Raw genomic sequence first — 16,198 nt, 5'->3', positions numbered from 1 at the left:
GCGCAAGCTCAGGAACCCGCTGTGATGAAGGCGGCAACACGACCGCCCAGGGTTCAATAGCGCTGGCTGTACTGGTCGTTGTAGGCGTCCAGCGGTTCGACCGAGACGCGCAGGCGCACGCGGTTGCCCGGATCGCGGTTCATCAGCGTGGTGTAGGTCTGGCCACGGTACTCATAGGTCACGTCATAGCCGTTGGTGCGCGATTCGACGGCTTCGACCATGCGGCACTGGCGCACCGCCTGTTCCTGCACGCCAGGCGCCAGGTTGCGGCCATTGTTTTCGACGCGGTCGCCGACCATGGCGCCGGCAATCGCGCCCGCCGCCGCCGCGGCGACCTTGCCGTTGCCGCTGCCGACCTGGCTGCCGAGCAGGGCGCCGGCGATGCCGCCGACGATCGAGCCGCCCTGGCCGCGTTCCTGCTGCGCCGGCACCTGCACGTATTCAGTACGGCATTCCTGGCGCGGGGTGCGGATCTGTTCCACACGCGGCTGCACGCGCACCACGCGGCCGAAATCCTCGAAGTCCGCCGCCTGCGCCAGCGGCAGGATGGCCATCCCCAGGGCCGAAATCATCAGTTTGGCTTGGAAGTTCATGTTCTACCTCGTTATAGGTGAGCGATCGCGTGGAATCGGATCGCCAGGACTTTATGGTAATCCCAACGCGGCAAACCGAACCGATCCGCATGGCAACAAATTGTAACAAGCTCGTTCTTTCGTCCCAGCTGGCCACAGAATGAAAACCTGCTTGTCAAAGCGAAATTTTGATGACATGCAGACATACTGATTTTTACAAATGGAGCTGCCGTACTCACATTTGGGTTGCTTCCAATACCACAAAACGTTACCCTTACACAAATTAGGGATTTTTATTGGCGCGTGGAAACGACAGCGGGGGAAGAAGCGGCGGCGGTGCCAAACGTCGCAAGGGGATGACGTCTTGGCGAAACCAAGTATTCCAGGTCGACTTGAGGAAAAAATGAGTTTGTTGATGAGAGTGCCGCCCAATCTTGTGCAGTCGATCCGCGCCTTCCGCGTGGCCGATCTGCAGCAGGAAGCAGGGCGACTGGGCCATCACTTCCTGTACGCGCATTGCGCCAATACCCTGACCAAGCAGCAGGTGTGTGCACGCATCGGCGAAAACTTCCATTTCCCCAAACCCTGCAGCAAGAATTTCGATGCACTGCGCAAGTGCCTGACCGAGACGATCAGCGAAGCCGGTCCGCAACCGGGCTTTATCGTTGTACTGGAACAACTCCCAATCGCACAAAAATTCGACAAGGATGCGCGCGAGAATTTGCTCGACGTCTTCCGCGACGCCGCCGAGTTCTGGGCCGAGAAAAAGGTCCCGTTCCGTGTCTTCTATTCCTTCGACCTGAACCCCGCCTGAGTCCGCCAGGCGGATCGCCGTCCTCCGAAACCCCCCGCCGAATGCCGGTTGCCCCATGGCGATACGGTACAATGCCCGCTTATGAAAAACATCGTGATCCTCATTTCCGGCCGCGGAAGCAATATGGAAGCGGTCGTGCGCGCGCTCGACGCCGAGAAGTGGCCCGCCCGTATCGCGGCGGTGATCAGCAACAAGGCCGACGCCAAGGGCCTGGAATTCGCGCAGTCGCGCGGCATTCCGACCGCCGTGGTGCCGAGCAAGGAATTCGCCAGCCGCGCAGAGTTCGACGCTGCGCTGCAGGAAACCATCGACCGCTACGCGCCCGACCTGGTCGTGCTGGCCGGCTTCATGCGCATCCTGACCGCGCCCTTCGTGGAACACTACGCGGGCCGCATGCTGAACATCCACCCGTCGCTGCTGCCGCTGTTCCCGGGGCTGCATACGCACCAGCAGGCGCTGGACGCCGGCGTCGCTGAACATGGCGCCACCGTGCACATCGTGACCGCCGAGCTCGACCATGGCCCGGCGATCGCGCAGGCGCGGGTGCCGGTGCTGCCGGGCGATACGCCCGAAGACCTGGCCGCGCGCGTGCTGGTCGAGGAACACAAACTTTACCCTTATGCCGTACGCCTGTTCGTCGAAGACCGCGTGGTCGTCGAAGGCGACAGCGTCCGGCTGCTCGACCGCGCACCCGCGGCCGAGACCACCAGTTAATTCAGGAACACCCATGAGATTGCCACCAGCAATCCTCGCCAAGACCGAAGAGATCTTGCGCGAGGTTCTGCGCTTTACCGCGCCCGCCGACGTCACCCTGTCGCGCTTCTTCAAGGACAACCCGCGCTTCGGCGGCCGCGAGCGCGGCGTCATCGCCGAAGCCGTGTACGCGGTGCTGCGCAACAAGTCCTTCTACACGGACTTCGCCGGCTCGGGCAATACGCCCTCGATGCGCCGCCTGGCCCTGCTGGGCCTGAGCGAGACCGTCGGCATCGACGCCCTCGGCGGCTTGACGGAAGACGAGACCCATTTCCTGACCCGCGTCAAGGAAGTCGACCGCTCGCTGCTGCCGAAGCAGATGCAGGCCAACCTGCCGCAATGGCTGTACGAGAAGCTGGTCGCCCAGTTTGGCGAGGACGAAGCGCTCAAGCTGGCCGCCGTGCTGAACACCCCGGCGCCCCTGGACCTGCGCGTGAATTCGCTCAAGGCCAACCGCGAGGAAGTCATCGCCAAGCTGGCCGAGGCGCCGATCGCCGCCGAGCCGATGACTTACGCGCCGCTTGGGCTGCGCGTATACAAGAAGCCGGCGCTGCAGAACCTGGAGCTGTTCAAGCAGGGCGCGATCGAAGTGCAGGACGAGGGCAGCCAGGTGCTGGCCCAGATCCTGGGCGCGCGCCGCGGCGAGATGGTGGTCGATTTCTGCGCCGGCGCCGGCGGCAAGACCCTGGCCGTGGGCGCGCTCATGCGCAACACCGGCCGCCTGTACGCCTTCGACGTGTCGGAAAAGCGCCTCTCGAAGCTCAAGCCGCGCATGGCGCGCAGCGGGCTGTCGAATGTGCACCCGGTGCTGATCGCGCACGAGCGCGACGCCAAGGTCAAGCGCCTGGCCGGCAAGATCGACCGCGTGCTGGTCGATGCGCCGTGCTCGGGCCTGGGCACCCTGCGCCGCAACCCGGACGTGAAATGGCGCCAGAAGCCGGACGCCATCGCCGAGATGCAGGAAAAGCAGGCCTCGATCCTGGACGGCGCGTCGCGCCTGCTCAAGAGCGGCGGCCGCCTGGTCTACGCCACCTGCAGCCTGCTGAACGAAGAAAACGACATGATCGTCGAGCAGTTCCTGGCCACCCATCCGGACTTCGAACTGGTGCCGATGAACCAGGTGCTGGCCGAGCAGAAGATCCCGCTCGAGATGAACAACTACCTCAAGCTGCTGCCGCACAAGCACCAGACCGACGGCTTCTTCGCCGCCGTGCTGGAACGCAAGGCCAAGGCCGCTGCGGCCAAGGACGAGAAGGCCGACGAGGCCGACAGCGCGGAATAAGGAGCCCGGATGCCGCTCTCGGACTTGCTGGCCGACCTGCTCGGCGACATCCGCCAGCCCGCCATCGTCTGGCAGGCGCTGGCCATCGTCCTGTGCGTCGGGGCCGGCTGGGGCCTGGCGCGGCTGATCCACCGCTCCTGGCTGCACGAGCGGGCGGAGCAGGGCGGCTTGCTGGGCCTGGGCATGGCCAGTTTCGGCCGCGTGCTGCCGCCGCTGCTGGCCCTGGCCTTCCTGGGCATGGCCAAGCTGGTGATGGAGCGTTACCAGAGCGTGCACCTGCTGCGCGTGGCGCTGCCGCTGCTCACCTCGATGGCGGTGATCCGCACTTTCTTCTACCTGCTGCGGCGCGTGTTCGCGCGCCACGGCCCGCTGGGCGCCGCCCTGCAGACCTTCGAGCGCGTGTTCGCCCTGATCGTCTGGCTCGGCGTGGCGCTGCACCTGACCGGCGTGCTGCCGGACGTGATCCGCTTCCTGGAGCGCACCGAGCTGCCGATCGGGAAGAACCACGTGAGCCTGGCCGAACTGCTGCAGGGCGTGGTCTCGATCGTGGTGCTCATGATGCTGGCCTTGTGGGCCGGCGCGGCGCTGGAAGAGCGCCTGATGGGCCTGGAACGCGTGCACAGCTCGCTGCGCGTGGCGATGGCGCGCGTCAGCCGTGCGCTGCTGATCCTGGTGGCGGTGCTGTTCAGCCTGTCGCTGGCGGGCCTCGATCTCACCGTGCTGTCGGTGTTCGGCGGCGCGCTCGGCGTCGGCCTCGGTCTTGGCATGCAGCGCATTGCCAGTAACTACGTATCCGGCTTCATCATCCTGCTGGAACGCAGCCTGACCATCGGCGACCCGATCACGCTCGACAAGTATTCCGGAAAAGTTGCGCGCATCAATACGCGCTACACGGTGCTGCGCAGTACGGACGGCACCCAGACCTTGCTGCCGAACGAAATGCTGATCACGGGCGTGGTGCTGAACCAGTCGGTCACCAACCGCAACCAGCGCCTGACGACGAAACTCGTCGTGTCCTACGAATCGGACCTCTCCAGCGTCATGCCCCTGCTGGAAGCCCAGCCGAGAGGCGTGGCGCGGGTGCTGGAGGAGCCGGCGCCGAACGTGCTGCTCAACGCCTTTGTCGCTGACGGTTACGAGCTGGAAGTCGGCTTCTGGATCGCCGATCCGGAAAACGGCGCCGGTGGGCCGATTTCGGATGTCAACAAGAAGATTTATGCCCTGGTGCAACAAGGCGCCATCAAACTTGGCCATCCAAGCATGGATACCCGCCTGCTCGATGCGCATATTGCATCGGTAGTGTCGCGTACCCCTCAATCCGGCGCAAATTAAGCTGACTAGCGTGCCGTGTGTTACTAGAACCGCGTAAAATATGCGCGTTACGTGAGCGTATGGCTTATTGCGCCTCGGACACGACCCACATGGAGACTGAATGAATTTCTTTAGCGACATCCTGCAGAACGTGCTGGCCTTCCTGGACACCGGCCTGCTGGACCTTTCCGCATGGCAGCTCGTGGTGTACACGCTGGTCGTCACGCACATCACGATCGCGAGTGTGACGATCTACCTGCACCGCCACCAGGCGCACCGCGCCCTCGACCTTCATCCGATCCCCAGCCATTTCTTCCGCTTCTGGCTGTGGCTGACCACGGGCCAGGTGACCAAGGAGTGGGCATCGATCCACCGCAAGCACCACGCCAAGTGCGACACCGAGGAAGACCCGCACAGCCCGCAGACCCGCGGCATCCGCAAGGTGCTGCTGGAAGGCGCCGAGCTGTATCGCGCGGAGAGCAAGAACAAGGAAACCCTGGAGAAGTACGGCCACGGCACCCCGGACGACTGGATCGAGCGCCACGTGTACACCGGCCACAGCGCCATGGGCGTGGCCCTGCTGCTGATCATTAACGTCGCGCTGTTCGGCGTGATCGGCCTGACCATCTGGGCCGTCCAGATGCTGTGGATCCCGATCACCGCGGCCGGCATCATCAATGGCCTGGGCCACTGGTGGGGTTACCGCAACTACGACTGCAACGATGCGGCCACCAACGTCTTCCCGTTCGGCATCCTGATCGGCGGCGAAGAACTGCACAACAACCACCACACCTTCGCCACCTCGGCCAAGCTGTCGAGCAAGTGGTACGAGATCGACCTGGGCTGGGGCTATATCCGCACCCTGGAAATCCTGGGCCTGGCCAAGGTCAAGAAAGTGGCGCCGGAGCCGAAGTTCGCCAAGAACAAGCAGGCGGCCGACCTCGACACCCTGCAGTCGGTGATCGCCAACCGCTACGACGTGATGGCCAAGTACGCCAAGTCGGTGCGCCTGGCCTTCCGTGAAGAGATGGAACACCTGAAGCACAAGGCCGAGCTGGAAGCGCGCTTCCTGAAGAGCTCGCGCAAGCTGCTGCAGCGCGAGCCGGCCAAGCTGGAAAGCTCGCAGAAGCAGCAACTGGTCGAGCTGTTCCAGCACAGCAAGGCACTGGAAACCATGCACCAGATGCGCGTGGAACTGGGCGCGATCTGGGAACGTTCGCACTCGACCCGCGACCAGCTGCTGCACCAGCTGCAAGACTGGTGCGCACGCGCCGAAGCCTCGGGCATCAAGGCGCTGCAGGAATTCTCCTTCCGCCTGCGCAGCTACGCCTGATCCGCTTTACGCCTTCAACGACAACGGCTCCTTCGGGAGCCGTTGTTATTTCTGCACTCGTGTAGGATCGGGCTTATCTCAAGCATGCATGGAGACGGCGCGATGGAATCGATCAGGAACTGGGCCCGGCGCATCAAGCGCGATGCGCTCATGCTGTGGTTTGCGCGGCGCCATCCGGACACGCCTTTCCTGACCAAGGCCTTGTGCGTGGTCACGGTGGCCTACGCCCTGAGCCCGATTGACCTGATCCCGGACTTCATCCCGGTGCTCGGCTATCTCGACGATGCGATCCTGCTGCCGGCCCTGATCTGGATGGCGGTGCGCATGCTGCCCGAGCATGTGATCCAGGAATGCCGCGCCAAGGCCGAGGAGTGGATGGCGAACCAGAAAGCCAAGCCGTCCAGCACTGCGGGCGCGATCGCCATCGTCGTGCTCTGGCTCGGCCTGCTGGCTCTGAGCTGGTGGTGGTGGTATGGGGCGCGCTAGGGGGGCGCTCCAAAACAAAAGAGCCGCCAGTGTGAACGGGCGGCTCTTTCTTGGAACAAGATCGAATTACTTGATCTTGGTTTCCTTGTAGATCACGTGCTTACGTGCCTTCGGGTCGAATTTGGTGATTTCCATCTTCGCCGGCATCGTGCGCTTGTTCTTGGTGGTGGTGTAGAAGTGACCAGTGCCTGCGGTCGATTCCAGCTTGATTTTGTCGCGGCCAGTTTTTGCCATGATAGCTCCCTAATTAAACTTTTTCGCCACGGGCACGCATGTCGGCCAGCACGGCGTCGATGCCGAGCTTGTCGATCACGCGCAGACCGGCGTTGGACAGACGCAGGGAGACCCAGCGGTTTTCCGATTCCACGAAGATGCGACGGTTCTGCAGGTTCGGCAGGAAACGACGCTTGGTTTTGTTGTTAGCGTGGGAGACGTTGTTGCCAACCATCACTCCCTTGCCGGTAACTTGGCAGACACGTGCCATAGTGCACTCCTTAAATATGTTCCAGGATTGGAAAAACGAGAGTATAGCGCGAAAAACGATGCGGAATCAATCACTTGCGAAAAACAATTGTGTCTTATGCTCTTGGTTGAATTTAACAATTCCGGATGAGTGATGTAACGTACTGTTTACGCGATGTTAATTGTGGGTATGGATGTGCTTTTGGTACGTGGAGAAGTGTTGGCCTTATCTCCTGCCGTTACCCCTAGCACGTCGTTCCGGCGAAGGCCGGAACCCAATTCCCATGCTCAGCGACTGCGTCAAACGTTAAGTGAGTGCGTGCAAACTTGGGTTCCGGCCTTCGCCGGAACGATGGGCTGCGGCACATGTAAGGTGGGAAGCAGGCGGTGTGCCAACATTACAACTGCCCACTCTCCGCAAACGAATGCACCTGGCTCCCCGCCACCACGAAGTGATCCAGCACCCGTATATCCACCAGCGCCAGCGCCTGCACCAGCGCGCTGGTCAGCCGCAGATCCGCCTCGCTCGGCTCCGCCACCCCCGACGGATGGTTATGCGCCAGGATCACCCCCGCCGCGTTGCGCCTGAGCGCCGCCTTGACCACCTCGCGTGGATACACGCTCGTATGCGTCAAGGTGCCGCGAAACATCTCCTCGCCATGAATCAGCCGATTCTTCACATCCAAAAACAACACCACGAAGGACTCGTGCGCCTGCAGCGCGAACCGGTTGCGCAAGTAATGCCGCACGGCCGACGGCGAACACAGCGCCTCGCGCTCGAACTGCTCGGCCACCGCCCGCCGGGACAATTCCATGGCCGCCTGCAGCTGCGCATACTTGGCCGGCCCCAGCCCGTGCAGTTGCCCGAACTCGCTCGAATCCGCATGCAGCAGCCGGTGCAGCGAGCCGAAATGCGCCAGCATGTCCTGCGCCAGCGCCACCGCGCTCTTGCCCGCCACCCCCACGCGCAGGAAGATCGCCAGCAGTTCGGTGTCGCTCAGCACCCCCGCGCCCGAACGCAGCAGCCGCTCGCGCGGGCGTTCCTGTTCGGGCCAGTCGCAAATTCCCATGTCTCGTCCTTGTCAGGATTCGTCGCCAAAAAAGAAGGCAGCGGCGGCGTAAGCCCCGCGCCTGGCTTACAATAGCGGTTTGCCCGAACAGGGTTGCCTGCTACAACAAACGAACATGTCCAACGCTTCTCCCGTCGTCAACGAATCGTCCTACCTGACCCTGCATTACCGTCTGGCCGTTGCCGGCGGCGCCGATATCGTCACCACCTTCAATGGCACCCCGGCTACCCTGATGCTGGGCCAGGGCCAGCTCGCCCCTTTCCTGGAGCAGCGCCTGATCGGCCTGCCGGAAGGCACGCACCAGACTTTCGAGCTGAGCGCGCCTGAGGCCTTCGGCGACCGCAACCCGGAATTGATCCAGGCCGTGTCGAAGACGACCCTGGAACAGAATTCCGTGCCGGGTACCGACTACGCCGTGGGCGAAGTGGTGGAGTTCAACGCCCCCAAGGGCGGCCGCTTCGCCGGCGTGCTGCTGGAAATGCGCGACACCTCGGCCGTGTTCGACTTCAACCATCCGCTCGCAGGCCAGGCCCTGCAATTCGAAGTGAAACTGATTTCGGTTCTCTAAACGATATGGAAAATGAAATCCTGCTAGCCCAGCCGCGCGGCTTCTGCGCCGGTGTGGACCGTGCGATCGAGATCGTCGAGCGCGCCCTGAAACAGTTCGGCGCCCCGATCTACGTACGCCACGAGATCGTGCACAACGCCTATGTGGTCGAAGACCTGCGCAACAAGGGGGCGATCTTCATCGAGGAGCTGGACGATGTCCCGGCCGGCAACACCCTGGTGTTCTCGGCCCACGGCGTGTCGAAAGCCGTGCGCGCGGAAGCCGAGGCCCGCGGCCTGAGCATCTTCGATGCGACCTGCCCGCTGGTGACCAAGGTGCACGTCGAAGTGGCCAAGATGCGCAAGCAGGGCTGCGAGATCGTCATGATCGGCCACGACGGCCACCCGGAAGTCGAGGGCACCATGGGCCAGGCCGAAGAGGGCATGCACCTGGTGGAAACCGTCGAGGACGTGGCCAAGCTCCAGGTCCGCAACCCGGACCAGCTGGCTTACGTGTCGCAGACCACCCTGTCGGTCGACGACACCGCCGAGATCATCGAAGCCCTGAAGGCGCGCTTCCCGAACATCATCGAGCCGAAGAAGGGCGACATCTGCTACGCGACCACCAACCGCCAGGAAGCGGTCAAGTTCCTGGCGCCGCAGGTCGAGGTGGTGATCGTGGTCGGCAGCCCGAACAGCTCCAATTCCAACCGCCTGCGCGAAGTGGCCGAGAAGAAGGGCACCCCGGCCTACATGGTCGACAACGCCAGCAAGATCGACCCGGCCTGGATCGAAGGCAAGAAGCGCATCGGCGTAACCGCCGGCGCCTCGGCCCCGGAAGTGCTGGTGCAGGCCGTCATCGACCGCCTGAAGGAACTGGGCGCGGCCAGCGTGCGCGCCCTGGAAGGCGTGGAAGAGAACGTCACTTTCCCGCTGCCGAAGGGCCTGGACGGTGTCCGCGCAGAACGCGCGTAAACACGCATAGTCAACAAACAATCGGACAAATCCGGCATTTTCCGGTGCAAGTTTTCCAATAGCCAAGCTATGATGGCGGCGTTCGGAAGACAACCATGAGCGGCACTTCAAGAACTTGAAGTGCCGTTTTTGTTAGATCAGGAGAAAGCAGCGGAACGATGGAGACTTTTGTCCAACAGTTACTCAACGGCCTCGTGCTGGGCAGCATGTACGCCTTGGTCGCGCTTGGCTACACCATGGTGTACGGCGTGCTCAACCTGATCAACTTCGCCCACGGCGACGTGCTGATGATCGGCGCGATGGCCGGACTGTCGATCCTGAAGCTGCTCGACACCTATGCCCCGGGCCTGCCCGGCTACCTGCAGCTGGCGGTCGCGATCCTGGGCGCGATTCCCGTGGCCATGCTGGTCAACATCGTGATCGAGCGCGTCGCCTACCGCCGCCTGCGCAACGCGCCGCGCCTGGCGCCCCTGATCACGGCGATCGGCGTGTCCATCCTGCTGCAGACCTTCGCCATGATGATCTGGGGCCGCAGCCCGATTCCCTTCCCGCAGTTGCTGTCCTCCGAGCCCATCATGATCGGCGGCGCGCTGATCACGCATACCCAGGTGCTGCTGCTGGTGCTGGCCGCCGTGGCCATGACCGCCCTGGTGCTGCTGGTCGAGCGCACCCGCATGGGCCGCGCGATGCGCGCCGTGGCCGAGAACCCGCGCGTGGCGGGCCTGATGGGCGTGGATTCGAACCGCGTCATCGTCGCCACCTTCGCCATCGGCGCGGCGCTGGCCGCCGTGGCGGGCGTGATGTGGGGCGCCAACTACGCCACGGTCACCTTCACCATGGGCGTCCTGCCGGGCATGAAAGCCTTCTGCGCCGCGGTGCTGGGCGGGATCGGCAACATCTACGGCGCCATGATCGGCGGCATCCTGCTGGGGATCATCGAAGCGCTGGGCGCCGGCTACATCGGCGACCTCACCGGCGGCTTCCTGGGCAGCCACTACCAGGACATCTTCGCCTTCGTGGTGCTGATCCTGGTCTTGACCCTGCGCCCGTCCGGCATCATGGGCGAGCGCGTGGCCGACCGCGCCTGAGGAGGAAGACGACATGGCATTCCTGAGCTTCGACCTCCAGCACAAGCCGCGCCAGGCCGCGATCACCATGGCCGCGAGCCTGGCGCTGCTGCTCGTGTTCCCTTTCTTCGCGGCGCAATTCGGCAATTCCTGGGTGCGCATCATCGATATCGCGCTGCTGTACATCATGCTGGCGCTGGGTCTGAACATCGTAGTCGGCTTCGCCGGCCTGCTGGACCTGGGCTATATCGCCTTCTTCGCGGTCGGCGCCTACCTGGTCGGCCTGTTCGCCTCGCCGCAGTTCGCGGCGCTGCTGGAATCGGCGGTGTACTACTCGCCGGCGCTGGGCGACGCCCTCATCGCTTTATTCGGTCCCGGGATCCAGCAGGACGGCATCCACCTGTCGGTGTGGTTCATCGTGCCGCTGGCGGCCCTGGTCGCGGCCCTGTTCGGCGCGCTGCTGGGCGCCCCGACCCTCAAGCTGCGCGGCGACTATCTCGCCATCGTGACCCTGGGCTTCGGCGAGATCATCCGCATCTTCATGAACAACCTGAACGACCCGATCAACTTCACCAACGGGCCGCAGGGCATCAACATGATTGATCCGATCCGCATCTTCGGCGTCTCGCTGGCGGGGGAGGCGGGATCGAACGCGACGGTCAATGTGTTCGGCGTCGCCATGCCCTCGGTGAACGCCTACTACTTCCTGTTCCTGGCGCTGTGCATCGCGACCATCTTCATCACTAGCCGCCTGCAGCATTCGCGCCTGGGCCGTGCCTGGGTGGCGATCCGCGAGGACGAGATCGCGGCCAAGGCGATGGGCATCAACACCCGCAACGTCAAGCTGCTGGCCTTCGCCATGGGCGCCTCCTTCGGCGGCGTGGCGGGTGCGATGTTCGGCGCCTTCCAGGGCTTCGTGTCGCCGGAATCCTTCTCGCTGACCGAATCGATCGCCGTGCTGGCGATGGTGGTGCTGGGTGGGATCGGCCACATCCCCGGCGTGGTGCTGGGCGGCGTGCTGCTGGCGGCGCTGCCGGAAGTGCTGCGCCACGTGGTGGAACCGGCCCAGCAGGCCATGTTCGGCACCGTGCTGATCGAGGCGGAAGTGCTGCGCCAGCTGCTCTACGGCCTGGCACTGGTCCTGATCATGCTGGTGCGCCCGGCCGGCCTGTGGCCCTCGCCGAACAAGGAAGACCGTCCGAACGCAGCCCTGGCGCGCGAGGAGTGAAGAGAACCATCATGAGCGAACGCGTACTCCTGAACATCTCCGGCGTGAACAAGCGCTTCGGCGGCCTGCAGGCCCTGACCGACGTCGGCATCCGGATCATGCAGGGCCAGATCTATGGCCTGATCGGCCCGAACGGGGCGGGCAAGACGACCTTCTTCAATGTCATCACCGGCCTGTACCAGCCGGACACCGGCAGCTTCGAGCTGGCGGGCAAGCCGTATTCGCCGTCGGCGCCGCATGAAGTGGCCAGGGCCGGCATCGCGCGCACCTTCCAGAACATCCGCCTGTTCGGCGAGATGACCGCGCTCGAGAACGTGATGGTGGGACGCCACGTCCGCACCCGCCAGGGCGTGTTCGGCGCCATCTTCCGCCACAAGGCGGCGCGCGCGGAAGAAGCGGCGATCCGCCGGCGCGCGCAGGAGCTGCTCGACTTCGTCGGCATCGGCGCCTTCGCCAACCGGACGGCGAAGTACCTGTCCTATGGCGACCAGCGCCGCCTGGAGATCGCGCGCGCGCTGGCCACCGACCCGCAACTGCTGGCGCTGGACGAACCGGCGGCCGGCATGAACGCGACCGAGAAGCTGGCCTTGCGCGAGCTGCTGTTGAGAATCAAGGCCGAAGGCAAGACCGTGCTGCTGATCGAGCACGACGTGAAGCTGATGATGGGCCTGTGCGACCGCATCACGGTGCTGGAATACGGCAAGCAGATCGCGGAAGGCCTGCCCGCCGAGATCCAGAAGAACGAGGCCGTGATCAAGGCCTACCTGGGAGGCGCGCACTGATGGGCGAGAACATTCTGAAGATCAGCGGCCTGAAGGTCGCCTACGGCGGCATCAAGGCGGTCAAGGGCGTGGACCTGGAAGTGAACCGCGGCGAGCTGGTGACCCTGATCGGCGCCAACGGCGCGGGCAAGACCACCACGCTCAAGGCCATCACCGGCACGCTCCCGCCGTGCAAGGTGGAAGGGACCATTTCGTATCTGGGCCAGCCGTTGAAGGGCTTGTCCTCGTTCCGCCTGGTGCAGCAGAAGCTGGCCATGGTGCCGGAAGGGCGGGGCGTGTTCACGCGCATGACGATCCACGAAAACCTCCTGATGGGCGCCTACACGCGCAAGGACCAGGCGGGAATCAATGCGGATATCGAGAAGTGGTACGAGGTCTTCCCGCGCCTGAAGGAGCGCTCGGCGCAGCTGGCGGGGACCTTGTCGGGCGGCGAGCAGCAGATGCTGGCGATGGCCCGGGCGCTGATGTGCCATCCGACCCTGCTGCTGCTGGACGAGCCGTCGATGGGACTGTCGCCGATCATGGTGGAGAAGATCTTCGAGGTGATCCGCGATGTGTCGGCGCAGGGTATCACCGTCTTGCTGGTGGAGCAGAACGCCAAGCTGGCGCTGCAGGCGGCGCACCGGGGGTATGTGATGGATTCGGGGGCGGTGACGATGACGGGGAATGCGCAGGATATGCTGCATGACCCGAGGGTGCAGGCGGCGTATCTGGGGGAGTGACGCCGCTGGCGTCCCCGAAGTCACATCAGCCGCATTCCCCGCACCTCTTACCAACGTCATCCCGGCCTTCGCCGGGATGACGTTGGAAAGGGTGCGGGATGAGTGGAGGATGCGACTTCGATGAGACGAGTGCGCGACGCACGACCCCAAAAACAAAAAGCCGGAACGCTCACGCGCTCCGGCTTTTCTTTTACTTGACGCGAACCAGCTTAGGCCGCTGCGGCAGCGTTCGCTGCGTTGGTAGCCTTGCGAGCAGTCGCCGAAAACTGGGCAACCGCCGCGTTCAGGTTGGCTTCCACGGCTTCCACTGCCTGCTTGGTGGTCTTGCTGATCTGCTCGTAGCCGGCGTTGGCGTTGCTGATCGCGGTCTTGACGGCGGCAACGAAGCTCTCCGAACCGGCCGGAGCGTTCTTGCTCACTTCGTCGACCAGCGAGATCACCTTGCGGTTGGCTTCGACGATCTGGCTTTCGGCGGCCTTCGAGAACTCGGCGCCGGTGCCGGCGGCGATCGACGCCAGCTGGCGGCTGTACGACAGCGCCTTTTCAGCAGCCGGCTGGGCCTGCGAAGCCGACACCGAGAAGAATTCTTGCGGGTCCTTGGCGCCCAGCAGCTGGCGAGCCACGGCCGACGAATCTTCCAGGGTGGCGCGCGCCGCGTTGATGTTCAGGTCGACCAGCTTCTCAACGCCTTCGAAGGTCTTCTGCGTCAGCGACGAGAACAGGGCAAATTGCGATTCCAGGCTGGCCTTGGTGGCGTTCGAGAACTGCTCAGGGATTGCAAACATGTGGCTCTCCAAAATGAATACGTTTCTTAAAGAAAGGGATCTTGCTAAGGTGAGACAGGTTCCTGCGAAAACTGGCTGAAACTCTTTTTTGTGCACCGCAACAGAACGAATTGTCGGCCACTTCCAAGAACGCGTCAAGCATTTTTGATGCGACGCACCATCTATTATTCATAAATTTCTTGAATGCATTTAATGCAAGAAACAACGCTTGATTTAGCGCAAAGAATCGGCAGAAAAACGCGCGTTTTCCAGGGGCTAAACGCGGCGAAAGCGCCCATGCTAGACTAAGCGCTTGTGTTTTATTCAATCCGCCGTGGCAACGGCGCGACAGCCAGGCCATGCAGACCAGCGCAACTTCCGTTCCCAGCACTTCCTGGCTTTCCCCGATTCCCCTGTTTTTCGTGTTCCTGTGGAGCACCGGCTTCATCGTCGCCAAGCTCGGCCTGCCGTATGCGCCGCCGCTGACCTTCCTCATCGTGCGCTGCCTCGGCGTGCTGGCCGTGCTGCTGCCGGTCGTGCTGCTGTTCCGCGCGCCATGGCCGCGTGGCCAGATGCTGCACGTGGCCGTGGCCGGCATCCTGCTGCAGGCCGGCTATTTGGGCGGTGTGTGGGCGGCGATCAAGCTGGGCATGCCGGCCGGGCTGACCGCCCTGATCGTCGGCATGCAGCCGATCCTGACCGCGGCCGCGGCGCCCCTGATCGGCGAGCGCGTGCGTCCGCTGCAGTGGCTGGGCCTGCTGCTCGGCCTGGGCGGCGTGGCGCTGGTGGTCTACGCCAAGATGAGCGCGGCCGGGCTGTCCGCCGCCGGCATCGCCTTGTGCGTGTTCGCACTGCTGTCGATCACGGCCGGGACCATGTACCAGCGGCGCTGGTGTCCGCGCTTCGACCTGCGCACCGGCACCGTGATCCAGTTCGGAGCCACCGTCGCGGTACTGCTGCCGCTGGCGGTCTGGCTGGAAGGACTCGACCCGGCCTTCTCCAGCATCGCCTGGACCCGCGATTTCGTCGTCGCCTGGCTGTGGTCGGTGTTCGCGCTGTCGATCGGCGCGATCTTCCTGTTGTTTACCCTGATCAGCCGCAGCGCCGCCACCGAAGTCACCAGCTTGCTCTACCTGACTCCGCCCACCACGGCCCTGATGGCCTGGCTGCTGTTCGGCGAATCCTTCACCCTGCTCGGCCTGGCCGGCATGGTGCTCGCCGTCACGGGCGTCGCTTTCGTCGTCAAAAAACCAACATCCAAACCTATGGAGACTGCATGATTTCCAGCCCCAGCCAAGAAGCCGTCGATGCCGCCATCACCTCGCGCCGTTCGATCCGCGCCTTCCTCGACAAGCCGGTCGCACGCGAGGATATCGAGCGCATCCTGGACGTGGCGGCGCGCGCGCCGTCCGGCACCAACACCCAGCCGTGGAAGGTCTATGTGCTGACCGGGGAGGCGAGGAAACAGCTGTCCGATGCGATCCTGGCGGTCAACGCCGATCCCCAGCAGGCGCGCGAGCACACCGAGGAATACGCCTACTATCCACGCGAATGGGTCTCTCCCTACATCGACCGGCGCCGCAAGGTCGGCTGGGACCTGTACAGCCTGCTCGGCCTGACGCGCGACAACAAGGCCGGCATGGCGGCCCAGCATGCGCGCAACTATGCGTTCTTCGACGCGCCGGTGGGCTTCATCTTCACCATCGACCGCATCATGGAGCAGGGTTCCTGGCTGGACTACGGCATGTTCCTCCAGAACATCATGGTCGCCGCACGCGCCCGCGGCCTCGATACCTGCCCGCAAGCTGCTTTTACGCAATATCATCGGGTGATTGCAGCGCAGCTCGGATTGCCGGACAATGAAATGGTGGTGTGCGGCATGGCGCTCGGCTGGGCCGATCCGGCACGGATCGAAAACAGCCTGGTGACCGACAGGGAACCGATCGCCGGCTTCACCCGCTTCATGGAATAAAGAGCTTGCGTTCGATATCTCATTGATACGTAAGGGCTTCGTTGGCGCAGCGTTTTGTT

At 63.7% G+C, this 16,198-nt stretch carries 20 protein-coding genes; 14 read left to right on the top strand and 6 right to left on the bottom strand.

Features of this window, described 5'->3' with window-relative positions; translation table 11 throughout:
* Positions 1-53: 53 nt before the first annotated feature.
* The gene (locus KBW95_RS20520; protein ID WP_211523910.1) at positions 54-593 is read right to left on the bottom strand and encodes a glycine zipper 2TM domain-containing protein; all 540 of its coding nucleotides are present in this window, start codon (positions 591-593) and stop codon (positions 54-56) included.
* A gap of 382 nt (positions 594-975) precedes the next feature.
* On the opposite strand from KBW95_RS20520, the gene KBW95_RS20515 reads away from it, so the two are divergent.
* The 6 genes from KBW95_RS20515 to KBW95_RS20490 all read left to right on the top strand — a co-directional run bounded on the left by KBW95_RS20515 (position 976) and on the right by KBW95_RS20490 (position 6,551).
* Positions 976-1,386 carry a barstar family protein gene (locus KBW95_RS20515; protein ID WP_211523909.1) on the top strand — a complete coding sequence of 137 codons (411 nt, stop codon included), beginning with the start codon at positions 976-978 and terminating at the stop codon, positions 1,384-1,386.
* Positions 1,387-1,467: 81 nt separating this feature from the next.
* On the top strand, positions 1,468-2,100 hold the full coding sequence (gene purN, locus KBW95_RS20510; RefSeq protein WP_211523908.1) for a phosphoribosylglycinamide formyltransferase: 633 nt from the start codon (positions 1,468-1,470) through the stop codon (positions 2,098-2,100).
* Positions 2,101-2,113: 13 nt separating this feature from the next.
* Positions 2,114-3,421: an RsmB/NOP family class I SAM-dependent RNA methyltransferase gene (locus KBW95_RS20505; RefSeq protein WP_211529195.1), complete on the top strand. Its 1,308-nt coding sequence runs from the start codon at positions 2,114-2,116 to the stop codon at positions 3,419-3,421.
* 9 nt (positions 3,422-3,430) lie between these two features.
* Positions 3,431-4,753 (top strand): mechanosensitive ion channel family protein, encoded by a 1,323-nt coding sequence (locus tag KBW95_RS20500; protein ID WP_211523906.1) that lies wholly within the window; start codon positions 3,431-3,433, stop codon positions 4,751-4,753.
* 100 nt (positions 4,754-4,853) lie between these two features.
* Positions 4,854-6,065 carry a fatty acid desaturase gene (locus tag KBW95_RS20495; RefSeq protein WP_211523905.1) on the top strand — a complete coding sequence of 404 codons (1,212 nt, stop codon included), beginning with the start codon at positions 4,854-4,856 and terminating at the stop codon, positions 6,063-6,065.
* A 102-nt stretch (positions 6,066-6,167) separates the two neighbouring features.
* The gene (locus tag KBW95_RS20490) at positions 6,168-6,551 is read left to right on the top strand and encodes a YkvA family protein (RefSeq protein WP_211523904.1); all 384 of its coding nucleotides are present in this window, start codon (positions 6,168-6,170) and stop codon (positions 6,549-6,551) included.
* A gap of 66 nt (positions 6,552-6,617) precedes the next feature.
* On the opposite strand, the gene rpmG is transcribed toward KBW95_RS20490, so the two are convergent.
* From rpmG to radC, 3 genes are all read right to left on the bottom strand, one after another.
* On the bottom strand, positions 6,618-6,785 hold the full coding sequence (gene rpmG / locus KBW95_RS20485) for a 50S ribosomal protein L33 (RefSeq protein ID WP_005665735.1): 168 nt from the start codon (positions 6,783-6,785) through the stop codon (positions 6,618-6,620).
* A gap of 13 nt (positions 6,786-6,798) precedes the next feature.
* On the bottom strand, positions 6,799-7,035 hold the full coding sequence (gene rpmB, locus KBW95_RS20480; RefSeq protein ID WP_026354825.1) for a 50S ribosomal protein L28: 237 nt from the start codon (positions 7,033-7,035) through the stop codon (positions 6,799-6,801).
* 376 nt (positions 7,036-7,411) lie between these two features.
* Positions 7,412-8,083 carry a DNA repair protein RadC gene (gene radC, locus KBW95_RS20475; RefSeq protein ID WP_211523903.1) on the bottom strand — a complete coding sequence of 224 codons (672 nt, stop codon included), beginning with the start codon at positions 8,081-8,083 and terminating at the stop codon, positions 7,412-7,414.
* A gap of 115 nt (positions 8,084-8,198) precedes the next feature.
* Between radC and KBW95_RS20470 the strand changes: the two genes are divergently transcribed.
* From KBW95_RS20470 to KBW95_RS20445, 6 genes are all read left to right on the top strand, one after another.
* The gene (locus KBW95_RS20470) at positions 8,199-8,651 is read left to right on the top strand and encodes a peptidylprolyl isomerase (protein WP_211523902.1); all 453 of its coding nucleotides are present in this window, start codon (positions 8,199-8,201) and stop codon (positions 8,649-8,651) included.
* A 5-nt stretch (positions 8,652-8,656) separates the two neighbouring features.
* The gene (ispH, locus tag KBW95_RS20465) at positions 8,657-9,604 is read left to right on the top strand and encodes a 4-hydroxy-3-methylbut-2-enyl diphosphate reductase (protein ID WP_211523901.1); all 948 of its coding nucleotides are present in this window, start codon (positions 8,657-8,659) and stop codon (positions 9,602-9,604) included.
* A 158-nt stretch (positions 9,605-9,762) separates the two neighbouring features.
* Positions 9,763-10,692, top strand: a complete 930-nt coding sequence (locus tag KBW95_RS20460; protein ID WP_211523900.1) for a branched-chain amino acid ABC transporter permease — start codon at positions 9,763-9,765, stop codon at positions 10,690-10,692.
* A gap of 13 nt (positions 10,693-10,705) precedes the next feature.
* The gene (locus KBW95_RS20455; RefSeq protein WP_211523899.1) at positions 10,706-11,899 is read left to right on the top strand and encodes an ABC transporter ATP-binding protein; all 1,194 of its coding nucleotides are present in this window, start codon (positions 10,706-10,708) and stop codon (positions 11,897-11,899) included.
* Positions 11,900-11,910: 11 nt separating this feature from the next.
* Positions 11,911-12,681: an ABC transporter ATP-binding protein gene (locus KBW95_RS20450; RefSeq protein WP_211523898.1), complete on the top strand. Its 771-nt coding sequence runs from the start codon at positions 11,911-11,913 to the stop codon at positions 12,679-12,681.
* Positions 12,681-13,403, top strand: a complete 723-nt coding sequence (locus tag KBW95_RS20445) for an ABC transporter ATP-binding protein (RefSeq protein WP_211523897.1) — start codon at positions 12,681-12,683, stop codon at positions 13,401-13,403. The genes KBW95_RS20450 and KBW95_RS20445 overlap by 1 nt, the downstream gene beginning before the upstream one ends.
* 209 nt (positions 13,404-13,612) lie before the next feature.
* On the opposite strand, the gene phaP is transcribed toward KBW95_RS20445, so the two are convergent.
* Together phaP and KBW95_RS20435 are read right to left on the bottom strand one after the other, a co-directional pair.
* Positions 13,613-14,188, bottom strand: a complete 576-nt coding sequence (gene phaP / locus KBW95_RS20440) for a TIGR01841 family phasin (protein ID WP_211523896.1) — start codon at positions 14,186-14,188, stop codon at positions 13,613-13,615.
* Entirely contained in the window at positions 14,172-14,615 is a 444-nt protein-coding gene (locus tag KBW95_RS20435; RefSeq protein WP_211529202.1) for a hypothetical protein, read from the bottom strand. Before KBW95_RS20435 ends, phaP begins: the two co-directional genes overlap by 17 nt.
* Between KBW95_RS20435 and KBW95_RS20430 the strand changes: the two genes are divergently transcribed.
* Both KBW95_RS20430 and KBW95_RS20425 read left to right on the top strand, forming a co-directional pair.
* On the top strand, positions 14,527-15,447 hold the full coding sequence (locus tag KBW95_RS20430) for a DMT family transporter (RefSeq protein WP_211523895.1): 921 nt from the start codon (positions 14,527-14,529) through the stop codon (positions 15,445-15,447). The two genes, KBW95_RS20435 and KBW95_RS20430, sit on opposite strands and share 89 nt — an antisense overlap.
* On the top strand, positions 15,444-16,139 hold the full coding sequence (locus KBW95_RS20425) for a nitroreductase (RefSeq protein ID WP_211523894.1): 696 nt from the start codon (positions 15,444-15,446) through the stop codon (positions 16,137-16,139). The genes KBW95_RS20430 and KBW95_RS20425 overlap by 4 nt, the downstream gene beginning before the upstream one ends.
* The last annotated feature ends 59 nt before the right edge of the window (positions 16,140-16,198 follow it).

The sequence above is a fragment of the Massilia sp. ZL223 genome (genome assembly GCF_018119395.1).
Classification (GTDB): domain Bacteria; phylum Pseudomonadota; class Gammaproteobacteria; order Burkholderiales; family Burkholderiaceae_D; genus Telluria.
The sequence above is the reverse complement of the archived record's forward strand: the minus strand, read 5'-3'. Positions and strand labels throughout refer to the sequence as shown.